The 26,194-nt window shown below is 72.8% G+C and carries 19 protein-coding genes; 8 read left to right on the top strand and 11 right to left on the bottom strand.

Annotation, left to right across the window (positions count from 1 at the left end; translation table 11 throughout):
- Positions 1 to 102 precede the first annotated feature (102 nt).
- Together EAD89_RS02165 and EAD89_RS02170 are read left to right on the top strand one after the other, a co-directional pair.
- A complete protein-coding gene (locus EAD89_RS02165) occupies positions 103 to 1,599 on the top strand; it encodes an FAD-binding oxidoreductase (RefSeq protein WP_121674497.1) in 1,497 nt (498 codons plus the stop codon).
- A gap of 811 nt (positions 1,600 to 2,410) precedes the next feature.
- Positions 2,411 to 3,214: a hypothetical protein gene (locus tag EAD89_RS02170; protein WP_147458734.1), complete on the top strand. Its 804-nt coding sequence runs from the start codon at positions 2,411 to 2,413 to the stop codon at positions 3,212 to 3,214.
- A 25-nt stretch (positions 3,215 to 3,239) separates the two neighbouring features.
- Here EAD89_RS02170 and EAD89_RS02175 read toward each other — a convergent pair whose 3' ends face one another.
- From EAD89_RS02175 to EAD89_RS02195, 5 genes are all read right to left on the bottom strand, one after another.
- A complete protein-coding gene (locus EAD89_RS02175; RefSeq protein WP_121674499.1) occupies positions 3,240 to 3,527 on the bottom strand; it encodes a transcriptional regulator in 288 nt (95 codons plus the stop codon).
- The gene (locus EAD89_RS02180; protein ID WP_121674500.1) at positions 3,524 to 4,000 is read right to left on the bottom strand and encodes a hypothetical protein; all 477 of its coding nucleotides are present in this window, start codon (positions 3,998 to 4,000) and stop codon (positions 3,524 to 3,526) included. The genes EAD89_RS02175 and EAD89_RS02180 overlap by 4 nt, the downstream gene beginning before the upstream one ends.
- A 121-nt stretch (positions 4,001 to 4,121) precedes the next feature.
- Entirely contained in the window at positions 4,122 to 4,403 is a 282-nt protein-coding gene (locus EAD89_RS30900; protein WP_233578105.1) for a DUF559 domain-containing protein, read from the bottom strand.
- An 874-nt stretch (positions 4,404 to 5,277) separates the two neighbouring features.
- Positions 5,278 to 6,903, bottom strand: coding sequence for an ABC transporter permease (locus EAD89_RS02190; protein WP_121674501.1), 1,626 nt, complete (start codon positions 6,901 to 6,903; stop codon positions 5,278 to 5,280).
- Positions 6,900 to 7,835, bottom strand: coding sequence for an ABC transporter ATP-binding protein (locus EAD89_RS02195; RefSeq protein ID WP_121674502.1), 936 nt, complete (start codon positions 7,833 to 7,835; stop codon positions 6,900 to 6,902). The genes EAD89_RS02190 and EAD89_RS02195 overlap by 4 nt, the downstream gene beginning before the upstream one ends.
- 110 nt (positions 7,836 to 7,945) lie before the next feature.
- Here EAD89_RS02195 and EAD89_RS02200 point away from each other — a divergent pair, with 110 nt between their 5' ends.
- Positions 7,946 to 8,728, top strand: a complete 783-nt coding sequence (locus EAD89_RS02200) for a TetR family transcriptional regulator (protein WP_121674503.1) — start codon at positions 7,946 to 7,948, stop codon at positions 8,726 to 8,728.
- Positions 8,729 to 8,766: 38 nt separating this feature from the next.
- Here EAD89_RS02200 and EAD89_RS02205 read toward each other — a convergent pair whose 3' ends face one another.
- Complete coding sequence (locus EAD89_RS02205) at positions 8,767 to 10,560, bottom strand: ABC transporter ATP-binding protein (protein ID WP_121674504.1); 1,794 nt, start codon at positions 10,558 to 10,560, stop codon at positions 8,767 to 8,769.
- An 82-nt stretch (positions 10,561 to 10,642) separates the two neighbouring features.
- Between EAD89_RS02205 and EAD89_RS02210 the strand changes: the two genes are divergently transcribed.
- Both EAD89_RS02210 and EAD89_RS02215 read left to right on the top strand, forming a co-directional pair.
- Positions 10,643 to 11,071: a MarR family winged helix-turn-helix transcriptional regulator gene (locus EAD89_RS02210; protein WP_121674505.1), complete on the top strand. Its 429-nt coding sequence runs from the start codon at positions 10,643 to 10,645 to the stop codon at positions 11,069 to 11,071.
- Positions 11,072 to 11,255: 184 nt separating this feature from the next.
- Positions 11,256 to 13,040, top strand: coding sequence for an N-acetylglutaminylglutamine amidotransferase (locus EAD89_RS02215; protein ID WP_121674506.1), 1,785 nt, complete (start codon positions 11,256 to 11,258; stop codon positions 13,038 to 13,040).
- Between the two features lie 10 nt (positions 13,041 to 13,050).
- On the opposite strand, the gene EAD89_RS02220 is transcribed toward EAD89_RS02215, so the two are convergent.
- Together EAD89_RS02220 and EAD89_RS02225 are read right to left on the bottom strand one after the other, a co-directional pair.
- Complete coding sequence (locus EAD89_RS02220; RefSeq protein ID WP_121674507.1) at positions 13,051 to 14,259, bottom strand: RNA polymerase sigma factor; 1,209 nt, start codon at positions 14,257 to 14,259, stop codon at positions 13,051 to 13,053.
- 2 nt (positions 14,260 to 14,261) lie between these two features.
- Positions 14,262 to 14,618, bottom strand: a complete 357-nt coding sequence (locus tag EAD89_RS02225) for a YciI family protein (protein WP_121653254.1) — start codon at positions 14,616 to 14,618, stop codon at positions 14,262 to 14,264.
- 284 nt (positions 14,619 to 14,902) lie between these two features.
- Here EAD89_RS02225 and fxsA point away from each other — a divergent pair, with 284 nt between their 5' ends.
- Genes fxsA through EAD89_RS02240 form a run of 3 tightly spaced genes read left to right on the top strand, consistent with a single transcriptional unit; the run spans position 14,903 to position 18,063 of the window.
- Positions 14,903 to 15,085, top strand: a complete 183-nt coding sequence (fxsA, locus tag EAD89_RS02230) for an FxSxx-COOH cyclophane-containing RiPP peptide (RefSeq protein WP_158609773.1) — start codon at positions 14,903 to 14,905, stop codon at positions 15,083 to 15,085.
- A gap of 2 nt (positions 15,086 to 15,087) precedes the next feature.
- Entirely contained in the window at positions 15,088 to 16,401 is a 1,314-nt protein-coding gene (locus tag EAD89_RS02235; RefSeq protein WP_121674508.1) for an FxsB family cyclophane-forming radical SAM/SPASM peptide maturase, read from the top strand.
- A 3-nt stretch (positions 16,402 to 16,404) separates the two neighbouring features.
- Positions 16,405 to 18,063, top strand: a complete 1,659-nt coding sequence (locus EAD89_RS02240) for an HEXXH motif-containing putative peptide modification protein (protein WP_121674509.1) — start codon at positions 16,405 to 16,407, stop codon at positions 18,061 to 18,063.
- Here EAD89_RS02240 and fxsT read toward each other — a convergent pair.
- The 3 genes from fxsT to EAD89_RS02255 all read right to left on the bottom strand — a co-directional run bounded on the left by fxsT (position 18,060) and on the right by EAD89_RS02255 (position 26,103).
- The gene (fxsT, locus tag EAD89_RS02245) at positions 18,060 to 21,971 is read right to left on the bottom strand and encodes an FxSxx-COOH system tetratricopeptide repeat protein (protein WP_121674510.1); all 3,912 of its coding nucleotides are present in this window, start codon (positions 21,969 to 21,971) and stop codon (positions 18,060 to 18,062) included. The genes EAD89_RS02240 and fxsT overlap by 4 nt on opposite strands.
- A gap of 12 nt (positions 21,972 to 21,983) precedes the next feature.
- Positions 21,984 to 23,225, bottom strand: coding sequence for a TIR-like protein FxsC (locus EAD89_RS02250; protein ID WP_121656810.1), 1,242 nt, complete (start codon positions 23,223 to 23,225; stop codon positions 21,984 to 21,986).
- Positions 23,226 to 23,469: 244 nt separating this feature from the next.
- Positions 23,470 to 26,103, bottom strand: a complete 2,634-nt coding sequence (locus EAD89_RS02255; RefSeq protein WP_121674511.1) for a discoidin domain-containing protein — start codon at positions 26,101 to 26,103, stop codon at positions 23,470 to 23,472.
- Between the last annotated feature and the right edge of the window lie 91 nt (positions 26,104 to 26,194).

Here is a 26,194-nt window from a genome sequence, read left to right on the forward strand (position 1 = left end):
CGAAGAAGCCTCCCGTATTACGGTGAGTTCGCGCCAGATGAGAGGGAAAATGCCCTCTTGGTCGAATTGTCGGCGCGACCAGCCGATCGGGAGGATTCGACCATGCGCGACCTTTCTCGTCGTGATCTGCTCAAGGCGACGGCCGTTGGCGCCGGGGCGGTTGCGCTCCCGGTCATGATGGCCGGTGGCAGCTCGGCGATCGCGGCCGACGACCTGGGTGCCTCGTCCAGCGCGACCTACCCTCCGGCGACGTTGACCGGCCGTATCGTCCGTCCCCAGAGCCCCGACTACGCGAGCGCGAGCCTCGGCTGGGACGAACTCTTCGTTCACTATCCGCTGGTCATCGTCTTCGCCCAGGAGACCCGGGACGTGGTCAACGCCCTCACGTGGGCGCGGCAGAACGACGTCGCGCTGCGGGTCCGCAGCGGCCGTCACAGCCTTGAGGGCTGGTCGAACGTCGACAACGGCATCGTGATCGACGTCAGCGAGCTGAAGGGCGCCCACATCGACACCGGCAGTCGCACCGCACGAGTCGGCGCCGGGCTCAACCAGTTGGAGGCGGTGACCGCGCTCGGGGAGTACGACCTGGCGGCGACGACGGGAACGGAGGGCAGCGTCGGCCTGTCCGGTGCGACCCTCGGCGGCGGTTTCGGCTTCCTCACCCGCTACCTCGGGATGGCCTGCGACAACCTGATCGGGGTGGAGATCGTGGTGGCGTCGGGCGCCGACGGCGCGGAGGTGCTCAAGGTGGACCCGTGGAACCACCCGGACCTGCTCTGGGCGCTCCGCGGAGCGGGAAACGGCAACTTCGGCATCGTCACCTCGCTCACCTACAAGGTGGCTCCGCTCAAGAGCGTCGCCTACCTCCAGGCGACCTGGGAGGGCCTCGACGACCTGCACGGGGTCTTCGACAGATGGCAGCGCAGCGCACCGTTCGCCGACCCCCGTCTCGGCAGCCAACTCGAGGTCCACAAGAACGAGATCCTGCTGTTCGGGGTGCTCGCGGAGGGTTCCGAGGCAGAGGCGCGAAAGTTGTTGGAACCGGTCCTGTCGGTGGGCAACCCCGAGGTGACGGTGCAGATCGGAGGCTGGGGCGACACCTACGCCGGATTCCAGATTCCGACCGAGGACGAGCCCGCGAACTGGAAGTTCTTCTCGCAGTTCACCAGCGAGCCGTTCCCCGAGAAGGCGATCAGCATCATCCGCGCATTCATGGAGGACGCCCCCTCGGACGACAGCAACTTCTTCACCCAGGCCTTCGGTACGGGGGCGCAGCGGAAGGAACCGTTCGGCGGCGCCGCCTTCCCGCACCGCGACGCGCTCTTCTATTCCGAGCCCGGCGCCGGCTGGGGCACCCGTGGGGAGCCGGACAGCGGCGACGCCGTCACCCCGATCGCCCAGACCTGGATCGCCGAGTTCAGCCAGGCGCTGCGCCCCTACGTGAACGGCGCCTACGTCAACGTGCCGAACATCGGGATGGCGGAATGGGAGACCGCCTACTGGGGACGCAACTTCGACCGGCTGCGCAAGATCAAGGCGAAGTACGACCCCCACAACGTCTTCCAGTACGAGCAGAGCATCCCGCCGGCCACACACTGACCTGCCGGGGGCAGCGCCCGGTGGCACCCACCCCCACCTCCACCACCCCGAGGGGGGCGGGGGTGGACGCCGAGCCGCCAGAGGACAGCACCGGCAGAGAGCAGCGCGTGGGTGTTGGTGTGACGGTGAGTCGATCACGGATGCCGGGAGGCAGGGCCGGCCGTACCGGCCCGCACCAGGTGCTCCAGCCACGGCGTCGGCGCCACGCCCAGTTCCCGGGGCGGCGACGAAGCCGAGGGTCAGCTCGTCGAACACCGCCGCGTACGGGGGCGCGACCGGCATCGCCTCGGTGTCGTACGCGGCCTCCACCAGATGGGCCAGCGACGCGTCGTCGAAGACCGCGGCGCGGATGCCCGGATCGGCCAACCGCACCAGCACTCCGTCGACGAAGTCCACCGCACCGGCCTCCCCGCTGCCCGTGCCGGTGCACTGCGCCCGGCTCGGCACGAGGATCGCGAAGGGCCCGTCACCCGACCGTCACCGCCACCGTCACCGGGGCCCGAACCAGCCTCGACTGTCGGGAACTGAGCATCCGTACGCCGCGCGTGTGGGGGGTGGTGTTGCTGAAGAGCTCGATACCTCAGAGTCATCTTTATACCTCTGAGTCATCGCGCTCTTCAGCCCATCCGCACCCCCACCGCTCATCCTCCGCGAGGTAGCGGTCGTGCACGACGACGCGTAGCGATGCGGTGTGGTGCTGGCGAGTCGCCGAGCATCGCGACCAGCAGCCGGCCGCCGACGGCGTGGCGGCGGGCATATCGGTCACGGGTTGTTAGCGTGAAACGCTGATCCGTGACCATGGAGGGGTGCCATGACGGACGCCCCCGACGGGAGGCCGCGGCCCGCGGACCAGTGGCGGCAACGGGGCCTGCGCGGGTTGACCGTCACCCGGGACGCGAGTGTCCGCGGTTGGCGGTGGTGGACGCGAACCTGGGATCGACTCGTCGCGTCACTCCAGGACGAGGCGCCCGCAGGTCCGGGCGCCGCACCATCACCAACCGGCCCGCTCGTCGAACAGCGCGAGGCGCCTCGACCGATCACGGTTCCCGCCCTCGGGTACGTGTACGCGTTCCACATCCGCGCCACCTTCGCCTGGTCGTCGCAGGAGAGCCTCCGCTCCGAGGTGCTGAGCTGGTACGTGGACTACTTCCAGCCGCACGCGATCCAGCGGCTGACCCGGCTCGCCGCCGACGCCGCCCGAAACCTGCCCCCACACCGGGCGGCCGACCTGGAGCTGGCGTTGCGGCAGGCGATCACCGCCGAGCCCACGTGGCGCTACGAGCGGGGCGACATCGTCATCACCTGCCAACCCGACGCCACCGTCCGGCTCGACGAGCGGATCATGCCGACGTACCAGCCGCACGTCGACCGGCTGATGAAACTGGAGTACCAGTTCGACGAGCAGCTTCGTCGTGCTCGCTACGCCCAGGAGCTGAGCCGGCGCTGGGCGGCGATCCTCTACGAACACGCCGGAGACGAGGACATCGCGGACGCCCGCGAACACCTGCTCGCCGCGCAGGGGGAAGCAGCCCGCTGGATCAATGAACTGCTGCGCTCCCACCCGCGCGCCCCAACGGAACCGCAGGCCCCCGTTCCACCCCAGCACAACCGCTGACCCGATCGGTGCGGACCGAGCAGCGCTATGCGCCGCCGATCAGTGTCCTCAACGTGGCGCAGTGCTGCTCGTAGGCGCGCTGCCCGGCCTGGGTCATCCGATAGGTCGTACTGCCTCCACGGCCACGACCGACCTTGGTCGAGCTGACGTAGCCACCTGACTCCAAGGTAGACATCTGCTTGGACAGATCCGACTCACTGAGCTGCAGGTGGTCCTTGAGGAATCGGAATGAGACCGAGGGCGCGTTCGCCAGGACGGCCATGGCCGCCAGGCGCTTGGGCACGTGGATGATCGGATCCAGGCCGTCGATCATCGAAGGCGTGCCCGGGTCGCTGCGGCGGCCGCGGCATACCGCCGCTCGTAGACGGCCAGGCCGACCGTCACGAGGACGAATGCCGCCCCGGCGGCCGCCGGGACGCCGACCAGCCACCAGACGAGCCCGACGATGAGGGCGACCACGGGGAGGGCAGCGAAGTATCTGCGCCACTCTCCGGCGATCTCGGGGGGCGGCGTGCCCTTGCCCGGCATCGGGAGCGCGCCGTGCCGGCGCCGCATCCAGACGACGAACAGGGCCTCGACGGCGATCAGGACGGCGAGCGACGCCACGAACAGGGCGGCGTTCTGGCGCCACCACACGAACGTGCCGATCATGGCAGCGGCCCAGGCGCCGACGGAGGGCGCATACCACCATGGGGTCGGCGGATAGTCGACGTAAGGTGCGGCGGCACCGCGCTCGGCCGCCCTGAGCTGCTCCGTCACACCAATACTTTCCACGCTGGAAAGCATAGGTGGACACTTTCCGCTCATGCAAGTGATAGGTCCAGCGTTGACTGACGTGGACGCCCGATCCGTCAGCCCCAGAACACGCGGTCTCATACCGCTTCCGGCCCGCGCTCGCCGCACCAGCTCAGGCGGTCGCGCCCGCCCGGCGGGTCGCCAGGATGGCCAGGGCTTCGCGGCGTACCGCCTCAACCTCGTGCACCAGGCGACGTCGGGCGAAGCGGACCACCAGGATCCCGGTGGTCGCCAGCAGGGCGTCCCGGCGCAGGTCGATCTCCCGCTGGCGTGGGTCGCCGTGGCTGGCGGCGCCGTCGAGTTCGATGTTGACCCGCTCCCGCTCGGCGAGCATGTCGAGGTAGATGGTGCGTCGCCCGAGGCGCACCGGCACCTGTCGGCGGAACGTCGGCATGCCCGGGCCGGTGAAGACGTCCTCGTGCCCCCAGATCTCAAGGGGCTGCGGCAGCCGTCGGCGAGCCTGGTCAGCAGCGTTCGCAGCGCTGCCCGATCGACCAGCTTCGGCACATCGCCCAGGGCCGCCGACAGCCGCTCCGGCGTGGTCAGCCGATCGTTGACCGCCCGGATCACCGGTGCCCGCCGCTCGGGGAGCGGCAGCATCGGCCACGAGTCGACGAGGGTCTGCTCAAGACGGGTGACCGTCAATCCCCGCCGGACAACCACGTGCGGCGGACCGGTGGTGAAACCCCGACGCCGATGCACAACCAGTCCGGGTCGGGTGCGCAGACCGGCGCTCGCCGGTGTGCTCAAGTGCACTAGATCGCCGAACGCCTGCGGGCGCAACCCCCATGCGCTCAACGCGCTGAGGTGACTGAGTGCGCCGCAACCCTCAGCCCAGGCGAGAGCCGCACGAAAACCCAGGTCAGGGTCGAGTCGACTCAGCGGAGGGCCGCCTGGTCGACCACTTACCAGATGCGCCGCGACGAACGACTCCGGCAACACCCGCACCAGCTCACCGTTGCGGCAGGCCTGATCCAGCGTCCGCTGTGGCACCACCTGCCCGGCGACCCCACGCGTGACCAGCCCACCGCCCAGCTCCACCAGCTCCCGAAGCACCGAATTCACGCCACGAACCGTGAGACCTCACCCGACCTCCCGCAACCACGTCACCCCCGCCACTGTGGACCTCTGCCAACCTGTGGACGACGCCCCAGCACCGCTCGATTTCTGCTAGCCGCCTCGATCGTTGGCAGCTCAGCAGGGCACGGGGCGACGTGTCGAGTCGGCCAGGCGTCAACGATCACGGCGAAGCCCGAGACGAGCGCCGGTCAGCTCGGGACGTCGCGGTGGCGGAACGCCGCCGCGCCGGTCACGAGGAGCAGCGCGGCCACCGTGGTCAGCACCACCAGCGGGAGCACCGCCGGGTCGACCGCCGGCACCGACGGGACATGGGTGTACGGCGAGAGGTTGAGCGCCGCCTGGGGCAGCTCCAGCACGGCGCCGAGCTGCCCGAGGAGCAGGAAGACCAGCAGCGCCGTCCAGGAGAGCACCACCGACCGGCGCGGCAGCAGGCCGAAGAGCGCGGTCACCACCCCGGCCACCACGAGCAGGGCCGGCAGCCGCAGCAGCGCGGCACCGCCCAGCGCAATGGCCTCGCCGAGCGGGTCGCCGGTGACCAGGCCATAGCCGAGCCCGGTGGTCAGGCCGGCGAGGAGCAGCAGGGCGAACGCGCCGAGCGCCGCGGCGAGGACCTGGGTCCCGAGCCATCGGGTACGGCTCACCGCGGTGGCGAGGGCGGCCTCCAGCACCCCGTCGGCCTCGTCTCCGCGTACGCGGAGCAGGGCCTGCACCACGTACGCCCCGATGGTCAGGGCGAAGAGCCCGAGCATCGCGGCCAGGTACGCGTCGAGCAGGTCCGCTCCCCCGCCCATCGCGTTGATCGCCTCGGCGGCGGCCGGATTCTGCTCGATCATGGCGTTGAACTCGTCGGCGGCGACGCCCATCGAGACGCCGAGCACGGCGATCCCGACCGCCCAGCCGAGCAGTGCGCCGCGCTGCATCCGCCACGCCAGCCCGGCGGGGCTGAGCAGCCAGGTGGCGGCGGTCGCGGCCTTGCGTCGGGGGGCGATCAGCCCGGCGCCCTGGTCCCGCCGCTCGGCGAGGGCGTACGCCAGCGCCACCGCGGCGAGCAGCAGCGCGACGGGTAGGGCGAGGACCCACCAGCGTTCCCCGCCGAAGGCCCGCACCTGGTTGCCCCAGCCGAGCGGGGAGAGCCAGGAGGGCCAGGCGCTCTCCACGCGGGTGCCGTCGGCGCTGGTGTCGCCGAGCACGTCGCCGGCGGCGCGCAGCACGAAGGAGAGCCCGACGACGGCGCCGGCGAGCGCGTTGGCGCCCCGGGAGGTGACCGAGACCTGCGCGGTGACCGCGGCGACGCCGGTGCAGGCCACCCCGACGCCGCCGACCGCGCCGGCCGCCGCGAGGGAGCCGGCCAGTGGCAGGCCCGCGCCGGCCAGGGCGACGGCGAGCAGCGCCGCGGCCGCCACGTTCGCCGCGACCACGACCAGCAGCGCGGCGGTGAGCGGCGCGTACCGGCCGACGACGGAGGCGCCGACCAGCTCGGCGCGGCCGGTCTCCTCGTTCTGCCGGGTGTGCCGGGTCACCGCGAAGGTGCTCAGCAGCGCGACGATCAGGGCCAGCGTCACGTACGTCTCGGCGACCACGACCGCGCCGACGTCGGTGCCGGCGATGGGGCCGTTGAAGGCCCGGGCGACCAGGCTGGACGCCGACGTGGTGGCGTAGCCCTGACGGGCCGCCTCGTCGGGGTAGATGCCGGCGACGCTGCCGGCGAGGGCGTAGCCGAGCAGGGGCGTGCCGAGCACCCAGATCGCCAGGCGGATCCGGTCGCGGCGCAGCACGAGTCGGGCCAGCCGGCGGGTGCCGGTGAGGGCGGTCATCGGGCACCGGCCCGCTGGGCTCGCGCCGGAGCGGGGTCGTCGGCGGAGACGTGCTCGTCGCCGTAGTGGCGTAGGAACAGCTGCTCCAGGGTGGGCGGGGTGCTGGTCAGCGCGCGGACGCCGAAGCGGACGAGCTGGCCGAGCAGCTCGTCGAGGTGCGCCGGCTCGACCTCCAGGTGGGTGCGCCCGTCGACCTCGTGCACGTCGTGCACGCCGGGCAGCGCGTCGAGGCCGGTCACCGGGCGGGCCGTCTCGACGATCACCGTCGTGCGGGTGAGGTGGCGCAGCTCGGTCAGGCTGCCGGACTCGACGGTGCGTCCCTCGCGGATGATGCTGAGCCGGTCGCAGAGGGCCTCGACCTCGGCGAGCACATGGCTGGAGAGCAGCACGGTGGCGCCGGCCTGCTTGATCCGCCGCACCTCGTCCTGGAACACGGCCTCCATCAGGGGATCGAGGCCGGAGGTCGGCTCGTCGAGCACGTACAGCTCCACATTGGAGGAGAAGGCGGCGACGATGGCGACCTTCTGCCGGTTGCCCTTGGAGTACGTGCGGCAGCCGCGGGTCGGGTCCAGGTCGAAGCGTTGCAGCAGCTCGTCACGGCGACGCCGGTCGAGGCCGCCGCGCAGCTCACCGAGCAGGTCGATCGCCTCCCCGCCGGAGAGGTTCGGCCAGAGGCTGACGTCGCCCGGCACGTACGCCAACCGGCGGTGCAGGCGCACCGCGTCGCGCCAGGGGTCAGCGCCGAGCACCCGCGCCTCGCCGGAGTCGCGGCGGAGCAGCCCGAGCAGGATCCGGATGGTGGTGGACTTCCCGGACCCGTTGGGCCCGAGGAAGCCGTGCACCTCGCCCGCCTCGACCCGCAGGTCGAGCCCGTCGAGTGCCCGGATGCGGCCGAAGGTCTTGACCAGGTTGTCGATCGAGATGACGGGCATCGCCCCTCCAGCTGTCGGATGCGTCGACCGTCCTCACTGTACTGACCGCCGGTCAGCACAATCAACGGTGAGATCGGCCACCGGTCAGGGCGCCGGTTAGGCTGGCCGGCATGACCGCCGAGCCCGCGGACGACACCCGCACGCGGATCCTGCGCGCCGCGCTCGACCTCTTCGCCGAACACGGCTACCAACGCACCTCACTGCGGCAGATCGCCGAACGGCTGCGGTTGACCAAGGCCGCGATCCTGTACCACTTCCCGGCCAAGGAGCACCTGCTCGCAGCCCTGGTCGAGCCGCTGTTGGCCGACCTGGAGGCGTTGCTCGACTCGGCCCGGACGCAGCCCACCGAGCAGGCCCGGTGGACGGTGCTGGAGGGCTGGGTGGACACGATACTCGCTCACCGCCGGCCGCTCGGGATGCTCTTCCACGACATCGCGCTGGTCGGCCGGGGCGACACGTACCACCGGCTGATGGGGATCGCGATGCGGGCCAACGACCTCATCGCCGGGCCGGACGCCGGACGCCGGGAACGGGTCCGGGCGGTCCAGGCGGTCGCCGCGTGCAGTGACCCGGTCGTCTTCTTCACCGACGTGCCCGACGAGGTGCTGCGCGCCGACATGCTCGACGGCGTACGCCGCCTGCTGGCCACGCCACCCTCGGACGCCGCGGCTCCGGCGGGCGCCGCCGCAGGGTCCGGGAGCCCGCCGGATGCGAGCTCGGGCGCCGCGATGGGTGAGCGTCGGCGCCGTCCGGGGCGGCCTCGGGCGCTGGGTCGGGAGCAGGTCGAGGCGGCCCGGCGGATGCACGCGGCGGGCACCCATTCGGTGGACGCCATCGCCGCCACGCTGGGCGTCTCGCGGGCCACCGTCTACCGCCACCTGGACGCGGAATAACGAGACGGTTTTAGCGACGGTTTCGAGACGGTTGTGAGTCAGGCGGCCAGGGTGGCGTAGCGGCCGTTGCGGTCCAGCAGGCTGTCGTGGGTGCCGGCCTCGACGATTCGGCCGTGGTCGAGCACCGCGATCTGGTCGGCGTTCCGGACGGTGGACAGCCGGTGCGCGATGGTGATCGTGGTGCGACCCTCGGCGAGCACGTCGAACGCCCGCTGCACGGCCCGTTCGGTCTCGGTGTCCAACGCGCTGGTGGCCTCGTCGAGGACCAGGATGCGCGGGTCCCGCAGCAGGGTACGGGCGATGGCCAGCCGCTGCTTCTCGCCGCCGGAGAACCGGTGGCCGCGCGAGCCGACCATCGTGTCGTACCCGTCGGGAAGGGCGGCGATCAGATCGTGGATCTGAGCGGCCCGGGCCGCGTCCTCGATCTCCGTGTCGGTGGCGGCCGGCCGGGCGTAGCGCAGGTTCTCCCGGACGGTGGTGTGCAGCAGGTACGTCTCCTGGCTGACCACGCCGACGATCGCGGCCAGGTCGGCCAGGCGCAGGTCGCGCAGGTCGACCCCGTCGATGGTGACCCGGCCGGCGGTCGGGTCGTGCAGCCGGCTGACCAGCCCGGCGAGGGTGCTCTTGCCGGAGCCGGTCTCGCCGACGAGGGCGAGGCTGGTGCCGGCGGGCACGTCCAGGGTGACCCCGGCGAGGGCGGCGGTGTCGCTGCCCGGGTAGCCGAAGGTGACGTCCTCCAGACGCAGGTGACCGCGGACCCGGGCGGGGTCGAGGCGGACCGGCTCGGCGGGGTCGGCCACGTCGACCGGCAGGTCGAGGTATTCGAAGATCCGAGCGAACAGCGCCAGCGAGGCGGTCAGCGACACGCCCACGTTGAGCAGGCCCATCAGCGGCCGGAACAGGCCGCCCTGTAGCGCGGTGAAGGCGACCAGGGTGCCGATGCTCAGTGTGCCGGCGGTGCCGGGCAGGCCGGCGGCGAGGTAGATGACCGCCGGTACGGCGGCGAAGATGATGCTCATCGAGGCCATCCGCCAGCGACCGGCCAGTTCGCTGCGCAGCTCCAGGTCGACCAGGCGGGCCGACGAGGCGGTGAACCGGTCGATCAGCGCGGGCCCGGTACCGAGGGTCTTGGCCAGTTGGACGCCGCTGATCGAGAGCCCCTCCTCCACGGTGACGTTGAGGTCGGCGAGCTCCCGCTGGCGCTGGGCGGTGATCTCCCGGCGCATCCGGGCGACCCGGCGGGTCAGCCAGATCGCCGGCGGCAGCACGACGAGGGAGACCAGGGAGAGCTGCCAGGAGAGCGCGACCATGGCGACGACGGTGGCGACCACGGTGGTGAGGTTGGCCGCGACGGCGGTGGCGGTGGAGGTGACCACCGACTGCATGCCGCCGATGTCGTTGGTGATGCGGGACTGCACCTCGCCGGTGCGGGTCCGGGTGAAGAAGCCCAGCGACTGCCGCTGAAGGTGGCTGAAGACGTCGGTGCGCAGCCGGTGCATGACCTGCTGCCCGACGCGGGTGGAGACCCAGGTCTGGACGACGCCAAGGGCGGCGGTCACCCCGGCGACGGCGACCATCCCGAGGACCAGCCAGACCAGCAGGGTCACGTCGCCCTGCGGCAGCGCCCGGTCGATGACGGCACGCAGCAGGAACGGGGTGGCCATCGCGATGATCGAGGAGGCCACGATGATCGCGGTCACGGCGGCCAGCGCGGGCCGGTGGGCGGTGAACAGCCGGCCGATGCGGCGTAGGGACACCTGCCGGGCCTGCGCCTTCTCGTCGGCGCTGACGGTGCGGTGGCCGCGGTCGCGGCCGGTGGGGGTCGGTTCCAAGGGGCACTGCCTCTCGACGGGGATATTGCTGAGGTTACCTCATCATGAGGTAGCAACCGCATCTCCTGCTACCGTATTCCCCGTGACGGAGCGCACGGCGGACGGCGACGACGAGAGCCTGGCGGAGACGTTCTGGGCGGTGGCCGGGCGGCTGCGCCGGCAGGCACGGGAGTCATTGGCGCCGTGGGACATCACCCCCAGCCAGTCCCGGGCGCTCGGAGTGCTGGCCCGCCACGGTGAGTCGCGTCCCGGCACCATCGCCGAGCACCTGCGCATCGCGCCCCGCTCCGCCACCGAGGTCATCGACGACCTCCAGGCCCGGGGGCTCGTCGAACGCCGACCCGACCCGGCCGACCGACGGGCGACGCTGGTCGCGCTCACCGAGGAGGGCAACCGGGTCAGCGCCGCCATCCGGGCCGCCCGTCGGGCCGAGGCCGACCGCTTCTTCGGCCACCTCGACGACGCCGACCGCGACCAGCTCGCCCGGATCCTGCGCACCCTGCTCGGCTGAGGCGCAGGCCAGGGGCTCCTGCTGCACAAGTAGGGCCCCTGCGGGGCGGCCCGGGTTTGCCCACCACGCGCCCGGGTAGCCAGCGCGGCCCGTCCGGTCGGCGGGACCGGCCCTGACGGGCCGGGCGAGGTGACAGGAGGATGGCCGTGCCGCTGGTGTCCCATCTGACTCACCGACCCGCCTGATGTGCGGGATCAGCGGGGAGGCCCGATTCGACGGCAGGCCGCCCGACGCGGCGGCGGTCACCCGGATGACCGAGGCGATGCGGTCGCGCGGCCCGGACGGCGAGGGGCTGTTCACCGACGACTGGGTAACCCTCGGGCACCGACGGTTGACCATCATCGACCTGTCCGACGCGGGCGGCCAGCCGATGGTGCGCGAGGACCTGGGCCTGGCACTGGTCTTCAACGGCTGCATCTACAACTATCCCGAGTTGCGCGAGGAACTCACCCACGCCGGGTACGCCTTCCACTCCACCAGCGACACCGAGGTGATCCTGGTGGCGTACGCGCACTGGGGTGACCGCTTCGTCGACCACCTGGTCGGCATGTTCGCGATCGCGCTGGTCGACCGTGCCCGGCGGCGGCTGGTGCTGGCCCGCGACCGGCTCGGCATCAAACCGCTCTACCTCGCCGAGACCCCCGGGCGGCTCCGGTTCGCCTCCACCCTGCCCGCGTTGCTGCGCGCCGGTGACGTGGACACCGGCATCGACCCGGTGGCGCTGCACCACTACCTGTCCTGGCACTCCATCGTGCCCGCGCCCCGGACCGTGCTGCGCGGCGTGCGCAAGCTGCCGCCGGCCACCCTGCGGGTGATCGAGGCGGACGGGCGCGGCCGCGAGGAGGTGTACTGGCGACCGGACTACGTCCGGGAGCCGGCCGACGCCGGGATGGACGCCGCCGACTGGCGGGCCGCCATCGGGGACGCGCTCCGCACGGCGGTACGCCGGCGGCTGGTCGCGGACGTGCCGGTCGGGGTGCTGCTCTCCGGCGGGCTGGACTCCAGCCTCATCGTGGCGCTGCTCGCCGAGGCGGGCCAGCGGCACCTGCGCACGTTCAGCATCGGCTTCGACAGCCGCGGGGGCGAGTCCGGCGACGAGTTCCACTACTCCGACCTGGTGGCCCGCGCGTACGACACCGACCACGACCGGATCCGGCTGTCCAACGACGATCTGGTGCCCGCCGTGCGGCGCGCCGTCCAGGCGATGGCCGAGCCGATGGGCAGCCACGACGTGGTCGCCTTCCACCTGCTGTCCGAGCAGGTGGCCCGGCACGTGAAGGTGGCCCAGTCCGGGCAGGGCGCCGACGAGGTGTTCGCCGGTTACGGCTACCACCAGCCCCTGACCGAGGCGCCCCGGCACGGCGCCGCCGAGACGTTCGCCGCCGCGTTCTTCGACCGCGGCCACGACGAGCTGCGCCGGATCGTCGGCCCGGCGTACGCGCTGGACCACGACGCCAGCCGCGACCTGCTGACCGGGCACCTCGCCGCACCCGGTGCGCAGACCGCGTTGGACGCGGTGCTGCGCCTGGACACCCATCTGATGCTGCCCGACGACCCGGTCAAGCGGGTGGACAACATGAGCATGGCGTGGGGCCTGGAGGTGCGTACCCCCTTCCTCGACCAGGATCTGGTCACCCTCGCCGCGCACTGTCCGCCCGAGCACAAGGTGGCCCAGGGTGGCAAGGGCGTGCTGAAGGAGGTCGCCCGGGAGGTCCTTCCGGCCGAGGTGATCGACCGGCCGAAGGGCTACTTCCCGGTGCCGGCGCTGCGCAACGTGGACGGGCCGGTGCGCGAGCTGGTGGCCGAGGCGTTGCAGGCGCCGGCCGCGCGGGAGCGGGGGTTGTTCCGACCGGAGTACGTGGCCCGGCTGCTCGCCGAACCGGACCGGGCCGAGGCGGCGGCCGGCAGCAACAAGCTGTGGCAGCTCGGGTTGCTGGAACTCTGGCTCCAGACGCACGACATCCGCTGAGCCCGCGCGGTCAGTCCGGCGCCACGGCCGCCGCCCGCCCGGTGAGGAAGGCCTGTTCGGCCGCGTTGCCGGTCAGCGCGGCGGCCGTCCGGTACGCCTCGGCGGCCTCCCCGCCCCGGCCGAGCCGGGCCAGCAGGTCGGCCCGGACGGCGTGCCGCACGTGGTAGCCGTCCAGGTCGAGGCGGTCCACCTCGGCCAGCGCCACCGCCGGACCGGCCACCTCGGCGAGCGCGACCGCCCGGTTCAGCGCTACCACCGGGCCGGGGGCGACGGCCAGCAGGTGGTCGTACAGCTGGAGGATCTGGCCCCAGTCGGTGTCGGCGGCGCGCGGCGCGGCGCTGTGCACGGCGGCGATCGCGGCCTGGATCTGGTACGGCCCCGGCTGATCGCGGCGCAGGCAGCGGCGGACCAGCGCCTGTCCCTCGGCGACCAGCGCGGCGTCCCACCGGGCCCGGTCCTGCCGGGGCAGCGGAACGAGGTCGCCGTCTCCGGTGGTCCGCGCGTCCCGGCGGGACTCGGTGAGCAGCATCAGCGCGAGCAGGCCGAGCGCCTCCGGCTCGTCCGGCATCAGCTCGACCAGCAGCCGGGCCAGCCGGACCGCCTCGGCGCACAGCTCGGCGCGGACCAGTCGCTGCCCGGCGCTGGCCGTGTACCCCTCGTTGAAGATCAGGTATAGGACCGCCAGCACGGTGTGCAGCCGGTCGGGCAGGTCGGCGTCGCGCGGCACCCGGTACGGGATCCGCGCGTCGCGGATCTTCGACTTGGCCCGGACCAGCCGCTGCGCCATCGTCGGCTCGGGCACCAAGAAGGCGCGGGCGATCTCGGCGGTGCTCAGCCCGCCGAGCAGGCGCAGGGTGAGCGCGACCCGGGCGGCCGGGGCGAGCGCCGGATGGCAGCAGGTGAAGATCAGACGTAACCGGTCGTCGCGCACCGGCGCCTCCTCGACGGGTGGGTCGGCGGCGTACAGCAGGGCCGCCTGGGCGTGCCGGTCGGCCCGGGACGCTTCCCGGCGCAGCCGGTCGATGGCCCGGTTCCGGGCGGTGGTGATGATCCAGCCGGCCGGGCTGGGCGGCGGTCCGGTCCGCGGCCACCGCCGTAGCGCGATGGTGAACGCGTCCTGGACGGCCTCCTCGGCGAGGTCGATGTCGCCGAGGAGGCGGACCAGGACGGCGACCGCGCGGCCGTACTCCGCGCGGAACGCCGCCTCCACGTCCTCCACGGTCAGTCGCTCGCTCCACCCTGGAACGGGCGGACCTCGATCGGCAGGGTGGTGGCCAGCGCGTAGCGTCGGCCCCAGTCCAGCGCGACGTCCAGGTCCGGCACGTCGATGATGGTGATGCCGCCCAGGTGCTCCTTGCCCTCGACGAACGGCCCGTCGGTGACGAGCACCTCGCCGTCGCGGGGGCGCAGCACGGTCGCGGACTCCGGGCCGTGCAGGCCCTGCCCGAAGACCCACGACCCGGTGGCGGTCAGCTCGTCGCGCAGCTCGCCGAGCTGGCGCATCACGCCGGCCAGGAACTCCGACTCCGGCGGCAGGTCACCCTGCGGCTGGTGGATGCTGAGCAGGTAGAGGGTCATCGTTCCTCCTCACGGGGCGGCCGGCCCGTCGCCGACCTCTCATCCTCCACACGAACGGCCGCCGGCCGGATCGACAGGCCGCCCGGAAAAGATTCGACCGCCGTCCGCGCCGGCCGAGGTCGCGGGCTGCCGGACGGCGGCGGTGGTACGCCAGGTGACGGCACGGTGGCCAGCGTGTGCGGGCTGCGGTGTCGCGCCGTCCGGGCCGGGCGCGATGGTGTAGAAAGGCGGAGTGAGCGCAGCGGTGACGCAGGTGCCGGTGTTCGACCGTGGGGTGGTCCACGGTGACTGAGCACGGCCAACCGCCCACACCCGTCGCCGCCGGTGCCGCCCTGGTGCAGCTCGGCGATGTGCCGCTGGCGGATCTGCTGGCCGGTGCCGGTGACGGTGTGCTGGCCCACGTGCTCGGGGCGCTCGTCGCCGACAGCGAGCCGGGCGACGTGTCCGCGTTCGAATCGAGCTTCTGACCGTGTCGGCCGACGCCTCGCCGTCGGCCGCCCGGCGGCGCCCTGCCGCGGCCGAGCCGCCCGACACCCCGACGGCGCCCCGGGTACGCCAGTTGGTGCTGAAGGTGCATTCGCGCTGCAACCTGGCCTGCGACTACTGCTACGTCTACCGGCACGCCGACCAGGGTTGGCGGGGCCGGCCCCGGGTGATCGCGCCCGGCACCGTGTCCCGGGTGGCGGACCGGCTGGCCGCGCACGTCGTCCGGCACCGCACCGACCGGGTCCGGGTGGTGCTGCACGGCGGGGAGCCGCTGCTGGCCGGCGTCGACGTCCTCGACCGGACGGTGCGCACCCTGCGTGCGGCGATGCCCGCCGGCACCACCCTCGACGTCGCGATGCAGACCAACGGGCTGCTGCTGGACGAGGCGGTGCTCGCCCTGTGCCACACGCACGGCATCGACGTCGGGGTGAGCGTCGACGGTGGCCGGACGGCCAACGACCGGCACCGCCGGCACGCCGACGGGCGGGGCAGCTTCACCGAGGTGGCCGCCGCGCTGCGTCTGCTGGCACGGCCCGAGCACCGGGCCCGGTACGCCGGCCTGCTCTGCACCGTCGACCTGGCCAACGATCCGGTCGACGTCTACCGGAGCCTGCTGGAGTTCGATCCGCCCCGACTGGACCTGCTGCTGCCGCACGGCAACTGGAGCACTCCCCCACCCGGCCGCCGCCCCGGCGATCCCGCCACCCCGTACGCGGACTGGCTGATCGCCGTCTTCGACACCTGGTACCGGGAGACGCCCCGGCGCAGCGGGATCCGGCTGTTCGAGTCACTGATCGCGTTGCTGCTCGGTGGACGCAGCGGCACCCAGGCGCTGGGCGGCGCCGAGCCGGACATCATGACGATCGAGACCGACGGCACCATCGAGGGCACCGACACCCTCAAGACGACCACCGCGTCGGCGATGCGTACCGGGCTGGACGTCTTCCGGCACAGCTTCGACGAGGCGCTGCGCCACCCGTCGCTGGCCGGGCGTCCGAGCGGGCTGGCGGCTCTCGCGCCGGCCTGCCGGTCCTGCCCGGTCGTCGGCGCGTGCGGCGGCGGCCTGTACGCGCACCGCTTCCGCGACGGCGCCGGCTTCGCCCACCCGTCGGTCTACTGCCCGGACCTGTTCCGGCTGGTCCGGCATGTGCGGTCGGTGGTCACCGCCGACCTGGACGCGCTGCGCCGCCGCGTCACCGCCCCGCCCGGGCCGGCTGAGGCGGCGCCGCGCGGCACGGTCCACCCACCAGTCGCGGGCGCCGGGCGCGCCGGCCCGGCCGTGCCGGCGGGGCGGTGAGCCGTGTCGGGGCCGCTGTCCGGAACGCAGTTCGCCGGGCTGGCCGGCGGGCACGGTGAACCCTCCGCCTTGGACGTGCTGCGCGGTGGGCAGTTGGGCCGGCGCAGGCTGCTGACCGTCGCCGCCGCGCGCGCGTACGGCGACGACCCGCTGGTCCGCCGCGGCCTGGATCTGCTCACCCGGGCCGAGCGGGCCGACCCGGCGGCGGTCGCCGAGGTGCTGGCGCACCCGCCGTTGACCGGTTGGGCCCGCGCCGCCATCGACCGGCCGGCCGACCCCGGCTACCTGGCCGCGCTCGCCGCCGCCGCGGCGGCCCGGGCAGGTCTCGCCTTCGAGCTGACGCTGCCCTGCCCGGACGGCACGTTGCTGCTGCCCACCATCGGCGGCGCGGTGGATCTCGCCCCCGGCACGGCGGTGGTGAGCGCCGGGCAGGGCACCGTGCGGATCATTCCGCGGGACGGGCCGGCGCGCTGGCTGCCGGCGCGGCGGATCACCCCGACCGCCGGCGTCGAGGTGACCATCGACGACCAGGACCCGTGGCGGCGTCGCTACCACCATCCACCGGCGTCCCGACTCGGCGATACCGCCGCCGCCGACCTGGACCGGCTCACCGGGCAGGCGTGGCGGTGGCTGCGCGTCAACCTGCCGGCGCACGCTGACGGGCTGGCCGGGTTGCTCCGCTCGCTGGTGCCGCTGCGCCCGCCGCCGTCCGGGCACGCGGTCAGCGCGACCAGTCGGGACGCGCTGGGCGCCATCGCGCTGTCCGTGCCGGCCGACCCGAAGACCCTCGCCCTGCTGCTGGTGCACGAGCTGCAACACACCAAACTCGGCGCGCTGCTGGACCTGGTGCCGCTGCACCGCCCCGGCGGACCGGCCCGCTACCGGGCGCCGTGGCGGCTGGATCCCCGCCCGGTCGGCGCCCTGCTCCAGGGCGCGTACGCGCACCTGGGGGTGGCCGAGGTGTGGCGCTGCCGGAGGGCGGAGGGTGTGGCCGCCGCGTTCGAGTTCGCGTACTGGCGGGAGCAGACCGGCCGGGCGGTCCGGCAGCTCACCGGCGCGGCGGAGCTGACGGACGCCGGACGGACCTTCGTGGACGGGATGGCGGGCACCCTGCGCGGTTGGCGGGACCCGGTCGACGACGAGGTCGGCGCGGCGGTACGGGACATCGCCGACGGCGGCGCGGTGCGCTGGGGCCTGGCCAACCTGCGCCCCCACCCGGACGAGGTCGACCGCGCGGTGCGGGCCTGGCGGCGCGACCAGCCGTGCCCGGACGACGGGCCACCGCCGACGGTCGTGCCGGGCCGGGCTGCCCCGGCGCTCGCCACGGACACCGGTCCGGAGGCGGCGGTACGCGGACGACTGCTGGCCGACGACGCCGACCCGTCCACCCTGGACTCGTCCGATCGGGCCTACGCGGCCGACGATCCGGCGCGTGCCCTGGACGGGTACCTGCGACGACTGGACGACGACCCCGAGGACACCGACGCGTGGGTGGGTCTGGCGCTCGCGGCCCGGCGAACCGGACAGCCGGCCGTCGCTCGTGCCCTGGCGACCCGCCCGGACCTGGTTCGGGCGGTCCACCGGGCGTTGCCCGACGCCGACCCGCTGGCGCTGGCTCGGTGGTGCCTGGCGACGCCGACGCGAACGGGCAACGCGCCCTAGAGCAGCGCCGGTTCGATGTAGGCGTTCGAGCGCTCCCGCTGTCGGGCCTGTGTCACCCGTGGGTTGTCCCCGCCGAAGAGCTGCACCAGCTGCCCGAACGCCTCGTCGTAGAGGGCGCGCCCGGCGTCCGCCTCGCTCTCCGTGGCGAGCCGGCTCAACGCCAGGTTGACCGACGCGGAGAGGGTGTCCGGGTGCTCGGCGCCCAGCGCCCGGGTCAGCTCCACGTACGCGGTGGTGTCCAGCAGCAGCGCGGTGTCCCGGTCACCCAGGGCGAACAGGTCGTTGGCGAGGTTGAGGGTGGCCAGCAGGGTGTGCGGGTGCCGCTCGCCGAGGGTGGCCAGCAGTTGGTCGCGGACCCGCTGGGCGAGGTCCCGGGCCTGCGGGTTGTCGCCCTGCTTGCGCAACAGGACGCCGAGGTTGTTCAGGCAGGCCAGGGTGATCGCGTGCGTCTCGCCGAGCACCTCGTTGTAGCCGTCCCGCAGCCGTCGGGCCATCCGCAGCGCGGTCTGGTTGTCGCCCACCGCCGACCAGGTGGTGGCCAGCGCCATCTCGGCGGACAACGTGTCGGCGTGCTCGCCACCGAGGACGCGCTGGTAGCGAACCACGGTCCGCTCGATCAGCCGGTGCGCGTCGGCGAAGCGGCCGAGCTGGCGCAGGGTGAGCGCCAACTCCTTGGCCGTCCGCAGGGTCTCCGGGTGGTCCGCGCCGATCACCTTCTGCTGGACGGTGTAGGTGCGTTGCAGCACGCTGTGCGAGCGCCACAGCTCGCCGGTGTCCCGTAGCCCCCGCCCGTAGTTGCTGGCCGAGGCGAGGGTGGACGGGTCCTCGTCGCCGAAGCGGGCCCGCCGCCGCTCATGGATGTGCTGGTCCAGCAGGGCGGCGCCGCGGAAGTCGCCGACCAGCCGCAGCGACACGGCGAGGTTGTTCTCCGCGGTGAGGGTCCGGCCACTGTCGTCACCGAAGGTGCGTACGCTCAGTTCCAGGGTGCGCCGGTCCTGCGCCTCGGCGTCGTGGTAGAGCCCTTGGGCACGCAGGTCGGCGCCGAGACTGCGGGCGGTCATCAGGGTGTAGAGATGGTCCTCGCCGAAGATCCGCCGCTGCCGGTCGTACACGTCCCGGTCGATCTCGTACGCCCGGTCGAAGTGACTCTGCGCGCGCAGCACGTTCGCCAGGTGGAAGCGCATGCGCAGCTTGGTCGGGTCGTCCTCGTCGGTGTCGCGCCAACCGGCCAGCGACTCCTGCGCCAATGCCCGGCTGGTGTCGTAGTCGCCGCGCCGGTAGAGGTAGCGCACGATGTCCACGACCAGTTGCCGCGCCTCGTCCATCGTGGACAGGTGCAGCTCGCTGGGGCGTACGTGCGGCCACAGCTCGGCGTACCGGGGCCAGTTGACCGGCTTGTCCGGGTCCCGCGGGCTGGCAGCGGCGAGCAGCAACTGGGCCTGCCGGCGGGCCTCCTGGGCGTCGTCGAGCTGGTCCTGAATGACCAGTTGGACCAGCCGGTGGATGCGGACGGAGTTGTTCTCCGCGTCCACCTGGGCCAGCCCGTAGCGACCCAGCTCGGCGGTGACCAGGCCCTGCAGGATCGGGTCGGTCAACGTCGGGTCGAACGGGGCCATGAAGCTCGCGAAGCGCTCGCCGGTGAGCATGGCGACGGGGATGGGCTCCGGCGCGTAGAACGAGCAGAGTTCCAGCAGGCGGGCGGCCGCCGGCTTCTCCGAGCGCAGTTGGGCCAGGGTGACCAGCCAGGTGGCGGCGAGCGCCTTGGAGTAGCCGACGGACTGCCGGCCGTCGAGGATCCGCAGCAGCCCGGGGGTGTCCAGCGAAGCGAGGTACCGGTCGACCTGCATCGCGGTGGCCCGCAGGTACGCCGCGCCCTGCTCGACCGCGAGCGGCAGGTCGCCGAGTTTCTCCGCCACCTGCGTCGCCTCGTCCTCGGTGAGCCCACCGACCCGCTCGCGCAGCAACTGGACGCTCTCGGCGCGCTCGAAGACGGTCAACTCGGTCGCGGTGGCGTACTCGCTCCAGCTCTGGTCGCGGGTGGTGATCAGCACGTGGCCCGGGCCCTGCGGCAGCAGTGCCCGGGTGCCCCGGGTGGGCTCGTTGGCGTTGTCCAGAATGATCAGCCAGCGCCGGTCCGGTCCACCCCGGCGCAGCGCGTCGAGCACCCGGCGGACCGCGTCGGCGCCGCCGCCGGTGCCCAGCCCCATCGCCTGGCCGAGGTCGGCGAGGCCGCCCCGGATGCGCTCCTCGTTGTCCGCCGGGATCCACCAGACCAGGTCGTAGTCGCGGCCGAAGCGCAGGGCGTACTCGGCGGCAAGTTGGGTCTTGCCGACTCCGCCGAGGCCGTGCACCACCTGGGTCGCCGAGTCGGGTGCGGCGGTGAGGCGGTCGCGCAGCGCCTCGAGCTGAGCGGCCCGGCCGACGAACGGGGTGCCGTGCTGGCGGACGTTGGACACCGCCGGGAACGGGCCGGGGAACCGGCCGACCGCGCGCCCGCCGACCGCGACCGCCGAGGCGCCCGCGGCCTCCAGCAGCCGGGTCCGGGCCGTGGACGGGTCGACGTCGGTGAGGTCCACGGGGCTGCGGTCGCTGTACGGCACCGGCAGGCGCGACTCGTCCACCCGCAGCGGCACGAGCAGGCCCCCGCCGCCGAGCTGGTCCCGGCCGGAGGCGGTCTTCCACACCTCGGCGGCCAGCGACATGCCCGCGTAGTGCCGGGTGAGCACGGCCAGCACCCGGCTGGCGCCGCCGACGGCCCGGTCGAACTCGGCCCGCCCGCCGGCCCGCAGCGGGACGTCCACCGCCCGCCGGTCCACCCGCAGCCCGGCGTCCTCCAACTGGTCGGTGATCCACTCGGCCCAGAGCCGGTCGGCGGAGGCGTAGCTCACCAGCACGGCCTGCTCGACGGTGAGCCGGCTGCGCTCGAACTCGGTCAGCGAGCGGCGGCGGTCCTCCTCGGGCATCGGGTGCAGCGTGGTGACCCGTCCCCCGGTGACCACCGAGGCGAGCTGCTCGTACGCGGCGAGCAGGGTGCCGACCTGCTCGGGCCGGTCGCCGAAGGCGGCGAGGATCTCCTCGTAGGCGTAGAAGGCGCGGTACGGCACCTCGATGGTGTTCCAGTAGCGGGCCGCCGCCGAGTCGGAGAGGTGGTCCAGGAACGGGGCGAACTCGGCGCGAACCAGGTCCCGGCCGGTCTCCAGCTTGCGCAGCTCGGCGTCCTCCACCCGCATCGGCACCGGCAGCAGCAGCGGCGGGTCGTCCGGGCGCTGGCTGCGGATGGAGCGGGCCACCGCCGCCGCGCCGCGGATGCTCTGGGTGGACATGGTGAAGCAGTTGACCACCAGGTCGGGCAGCTGCACGGTGCAGATGCCGGCCGCGTCGCTGAGGCCGGTGCGGCTGTCGATCAGCACCACGTCGTACTCGGCGCGCATCTGCGCGCGGACCGCGTCGATGAACGACGCGCCGCCCTGCCGCTCGTAGAAGTTGGCCCAGTCGAAGGTGCTCACCAACCGGGAGTACGCCGAGTCCTGCTGCCCGGCGGCCACGAAGTCGATGACTCCGCCGTGGCTGAAGTCCCAGTTCAGCGAGACCGCCCGCCGTTGGATCTTGGCGTGACCGGTGAGCAGCTCCTGGGAGTCCTCCTCCCGGTTGCGCTGCATGGTGGCGATCGAGTAATCCCAGATCATCTCGATCACGCCCGGGGTGGCCCGCAGCTCCTTGTCCCGCAGGAACGGATGGAAGTAGCGGTGCAGGCCGGGAGATTCCAGATCCCAGTCGACCACCAGCACCTGCAGGCCCTGGCTGGCCAGGATCCAGGCCACGTTGGCCAGCGCCATCGTCCGGCCGGTGCCGCCCTTGTACGAGTAGAAGGTCACGACCTGGCCGCGTGCCGTCTCGTTCACCGCCATGGCGTGCCTCCCCTAGGGACCTTCGAGGATCGGGCGTTGGCCGGAGCCGTCCGTGGGTGGCTCCTGGTAGACCGTGCCCGTGCGGTAGATCCGGCCCTGTTCGACCACCAGCACGTCCTCCAGCTCCTCCTGGAAGCGGGCGGACGTCGCGATCTCGGTGCGCCACAGGTCGCGGGTGTTGTGCACCACGTGGTGCGGAAGCACCCGGGCCAGGGTGTCCCACATCTTGCGGTTGCCGCCGGACGCGGCGTCGTCGGCGGCCGTCCAGGGCACGAGCACCGGTGCCCGGGGCGAGTCCACGTCGCGGTCGTAGCGGATCAGGCTGAGCTGGTAGCGCGGCAGGTCGGCCGACCAGACGTCGACGATCAGGACGACGATCTGGTTGTGCGCCCGGGCCCATTCCCGGACGGCGGCCAGCTCCTGGGCGTCCTCCACCGTCCAGCCGTAGCTCTTGGTGGTGGCGATGGCCCCGGCCCAACTGCCGATCGGCACCTCCAGCTCGGGCCGGTACGGCCGCCAGTCCCGGGACACCGCGCCGTAGCGCTCCTCGGCGCCGGGACGGCTGCCGGCCAGCTCGGCGGAGCTGCCGGCGACCAGCACGATGTGCACGTGCCGCGCGCTGGTGGCCCGCTGCACCGCGCCGGCCACGGTCGGCCCGGTCTGCGCCTGCGGTCGGGCCGGCTGGCCGAAGGCGCTCGTCACCTTGGCCAGGGTCGGACGCTGCGCCGGCTGGTGCAGGGTGTGGTCACGGGCGGTCTGCACGATGTGCTTGGCCAGCGCGTCGACGAAGTCCCGGTACTCGTCCTCGTGCCGACGGCGCTGCTTGAGGGTGAGCAGCCCGTCCTGGGCGTAGACCGTGCCGGTCGGGAAGTTGCGGTACTGGTAGGTGCCGACCACCTCGGGCAGCCGGTCGCAGGGGATCCACTGCACCGGCACCAACGCCGGCGGGCGGACCTGGAACTGCCGCTCGTGCTCGTCGATCCGGTCGGCGAAGACCCGGAACTCCCGGCCACAGTAGTCACTGACGACGTACCGGGGCGAGGTCAGCGCGATCAGGCAGGCACTGGTGGAGAGAGCGTTGGCCAGCGCCTCGGTCCAGGTGGTGCCCAGCAGCATCTGCCCGTCGATGAACCCGGCCTCGTGCCAGTGCACACCGGCCAGCCCGGCCACCGCCTCACTGAGATCGGTGAAGAAGGCCTGCACCTGACCGTTGCGGTTGTCCTCTTGGGCGTAGCTCAGGAAGAAGAGTGGCACGCCCGCCTCCGCTCACGGGTCCCACGACCGGTGCGCCCAGTATAGGACCGTCGATGCCAGCCCAGCCGTAGCGCGATCATCGCATCCGGCGCGCCGGCAGTCACATGCCCGACGGTTTGTGAGCGAGCGGCGGCGTGGAGGCGACCGGGCCGGCCGGGTCTTCGGCGGGACCCGGCCGGCCAGCCGTGGTGCGACCCGACCGGCCCGGTTCGTCGGCGCGACCGGGCCGGTCAGGGCGCCCCGGTCAGGGATAGGTGGTCAGGTACACCTGCTGGTTGGCCGCGTTCGCGGTGCCACCGGCGTTGTTGATCACCCGGTTGATGGTGCCGACACCGCCGAGCGAGACGGTGACCATGTTGGTGAACCGCACGTTCGGGTTGGTGGGCGCCTCGATGGCCCGGTCCGCCACGACGGCCGGGTTCACGTTGAAGTAGCAGTAGCTGCCCATCCCGAACGCCTGGTGGCTGGTGACCGAGTCGGCCACCTTGTACGCGGCGTACCCGCGGGTGGAGCCGTTCATCCAGGCCGCCTGGTTGGGCGGGTCGTAGGGCATCTCGTTCTGGTAGAAGTACGTCCGCCCGCCGTTGCCGTTCCAGACGGTCTGGTACTTCTGGTAGTGCTCGACGAAGAGGCCGTACATGGTGACGTTGTCGCCGTTCACGGTCAGCCCGGTGTCGGCGGTGTTCAACGTCCATCCGGTGGGCACGCCGCTGGCGGCGTGGTCGGCCCGCCACAGCCACATGTGGTCGCCGATCACGTTGTCGCTGTTGACGGTCAGGGTGTTGGTGGCCCGGCCGACGTGGGGCCCGCCGATGCGGAAGAACACGTCGTGCAGCGAGGTCGGGTTGGCGGCGTGGCTCGCCGCCGAGCCGGCCGGCCCGACCTCCATCAGCACCGGGGAGTTCGTCGTGCCGGCCTCGAACATGATGCCGGCAACCTTGACACCGTCCACGTCGGCCACCCGCATCGCCACGGTGCCGTTGTCGGCCTGGATGGTGGCCAGGCCGAGACCGAGGATCACCGTGTCGGCCCGGTTGACCTGGATCGGCTCGGTGACGTGGTGCACGCCCGGGGTGAAGAGCAGGTGCCGGCCCTGGGCGAGGGCCGCGTTGATGGTGGCCGCGCTGGTGCCCTGCTGGACGACGAAGAACTGCGACAGCGAGATGGACGAGCCGGCGGGGGTCTTGTTGTACCAGCTGGTGCCGGTGGAGTTGGTGCGCAGCGCCGGCACGAACACCCGGTACTCGCCGGTGCCGTCGACGTAGAGGAACGGCTTCTCCCGTACCTGCGGGGTCTGGGCGATGACGGTGTGCGACGGGTTGGGGAAGTGCGGCGGGGGTGCGCCGGTGACGCCCTGGAAGACCATGTTCCACACCGAGCCGGTCCAGCCGTTGCCGAACTCGCTGTTGCGCGAGTACCACTGCTGCTGCGAGCCGGAGACGACCAGGCCGTCGATGCGGGTGTCGGCCAGCAGGCCGCCGCTGGACCAGCCGTCACCGCCGTTCCAGAGCTGGATCTGGTTCTGCGCGCCCCGCAGGTGCATCCGCCGGTACGGCGCCGCCTGGGACACCGCCCACCGCTCGACGGTCTGCCCGGCCGGCAAAGTCACCGACAGGTTCTCCGCGGCGCGCCAGAAGTTCTGGGTGGCGTTGCCGCCCATCCAGAACGCCTCGGTGCGGACATGCCCGTTGAGGTTCACGTCGTCCGGGCTCATGCCGAGGCCGGCGACCTGCGTGAAGAAGCCGAGGTTGACGTCGGCCGTGTAGCTGCCGGGCTTGAAGAGCACCGCGTAGCGCTGCGGGCCGAACTGGTTGGTCTCCTGCTGGGTGAAGAGGGTGTTCAGTCGACTCTGGATGGTGGCCGTCGGGGTGCCCGGGTCGAAGACGAAGGTGTTGGGCCCCAGGTTCGGGTTGCGCGGGTCGGTGGTGTCGACCGGCGGCTCGCTGGTGCCACCGGTGGTGTTCACCGCCAGCTCCCACAGCGAGTAGCCGTAGGCGGTGCCCCGCGCGGTGCCGTACATCCGCAGGTAGCGGCCGCTGCCGGTGACGGTGAGGCTCTGCGTGCCGCCGGCGCCCGTGGTGGTCGAGTAGATGGTGGTCCAGGCGTTGCCGTCGGCCGAGGTCTGGAGCTGGAAGGCCCGGGCGTACGCGGCCTCCCAGGTGAGCACCACCCGGCAGATCGTCCGGGTGCTGCCGAGGTCGACGCGCAGCCATTGGGGGTCGCTGGCGGTGCTGGCCCAGCGGGTGCCGGTGTTGCCGTCGACGGCGGCCGAGGCGGACAGGGTGGCGTTCTCAGTGGACGAGGCGGTGGCCGGGCGACCCTGGGCGGCGTTGGTGCCGCCGCAGGTCGGGGTGCTGCCGCCGGTCTCGCCGTAGACCTGGAACTCCCAGAGCGAGTAGCCGTAGCCGGTGCCCCGGGCGGTGCCGTACATCCGCACGTACCGGCCGGCGCCGGTGACGGTGAGGTTCTGCGTGCCGCCGGCGCCGGTGGTGGTCGAGTAGATGGTGGTCCAGGCGGCTCCGTCGTCGGAGGTCTGGAGCTGGAAGGCGCGGCCGTAGGCGCCCTCCCAGAGCAGGTTCACCTGGCTGATGGTGGCCCGCGCGCCGAGGTCGACCTGGAGCCACTGCGGATCGCTGAAGGCGCTGGCCCACCGGGTGCCGGTGTTGCCGTCGACCGCGGCGGACGCGGGGGTGCCGGCGTTCTCGGTGGACGAGGCGGTGGCCGGGCGCCCCTGGGAGAGCAGGGTGGGGGCGGCCTGCGCGGGTGTCGGGGCGCCGGCCGGGGTGAGCGCCGCGACCAGGGCGACGGTCAGGCCGAGGAGCAGGTGCCGGGTGCTCCGCCGGGGTCGCGGGCGTACGGATGTAGCGCGAGATGTCATGACATCGCCTGTCGATAGGGGGTTACGGACGACGCGCGGGTGGGATCGGGCTCGCCCGTGGTGCCGTGGGTGGTGCCGCCGATGCGGCGCC

Origin of the sequence: Micromonospora sp. BL4 (assembly GCF_003667505.1) — a bacterium.
Classification (GTDB): domain Bacteria; phylum Actinomycetota; class Actinomycetes; order Mycobacteriales; family Micromonosporaceae; genus Micromonospora.

What these genes read in the sequence shown, in the direction of transcription:
- EAD89_RS02165 (WP_121674497.1), top strand. Translation starts at nt 103, where the DNA reads ATGCGCGACCTTTCTCGTCGTGATCTGCTCAAGGCGACGGCCGTTGGC.
- EAD89_RS02170 (WP_147458734.1), top strand. Translation starts at nt 2,411, where the DNA reads ATGACGGACGCCCCCGACGGGAGGCCGCGGCCCGCGGACCAGTGGCGG.
- EAD89_RS02175 (WP_121674499.1), bottom strand. Translation starts at nt 3,527, where the DNA reads ATGATCGACGGCCTGGATCCGATCATCCACGTGCCCAAGCGCCTGGCG.
- EAD89_RS02180 (WP_121674500.1), bottom strand. Translation starts at nt 4,000, where the DNA reads ATGCTTTCCAGCGTGGAAAGTATTGGTGTGACGGAGCAGCTCAGGGCG.
- EAD89_RS30900 (WP_233578105.1), bottom strand. Translation starts at nt 4,403, where the DNA reads ATGCCGACGTTCCGCCGACAGGTGCCGGTGCGCCTCGGGCGACGCACC.
- EAD89_RS02190 (WP_121674501.1), bottom strand. Translation starts at nt 6,903, where the DNA reads ATGACCGCCCTCACCGGCACCCGCCGGCTGGCCCGACTCGTGCTGCGC.
- EAD89_RS02195 (WP_121674502.1), bottom strand. Translation starts at nt 7,835, where the DNA reads ATGCCCGTCATCTCGATCGACAACCTGGTCAAGACCTTCGGCCGCATC.
- EAD89_RS02200 (WP_121674503.1), top strand. Translation starts at nt 7,946, where the DNA reads ATGACCGCCGAGCCCGCGGACGACACCCGCACGCGGATCCTGCGCGCC.
- EAD89_RS02215 (WP_121674506.1), top strand. Translation starts at nt 11,256, where the DNA reads ATGTGCGGGATCAGCGGGGAGGCCCGATTCGACGGCAGGCCGCCCGAC.
- EAD89_RS02225 (WP_121653254.1), bottom strand. Translation starts at nt 14,618, where the DNA reads ATGACCCTCTACCTGCTCAGCATCCACCAGCCGCAGGGTGACCTGCCG.
- fxsT (WP_121674510.1), bottom strand. Translation starts at nt 21,971, where the DNA reads ATGGCGGTGAACGAGACGGCACGCGGCCAGGTCGTGACCTTCTACTCG.
- EAD89_RS02255 (WP_121674511.1), bottom strand. Translation starts at nt 26,103, where the DNA reads ATGACATCTCGCGCTACATCCGTACGCCCGCGACCCCGGCGGAGCACC.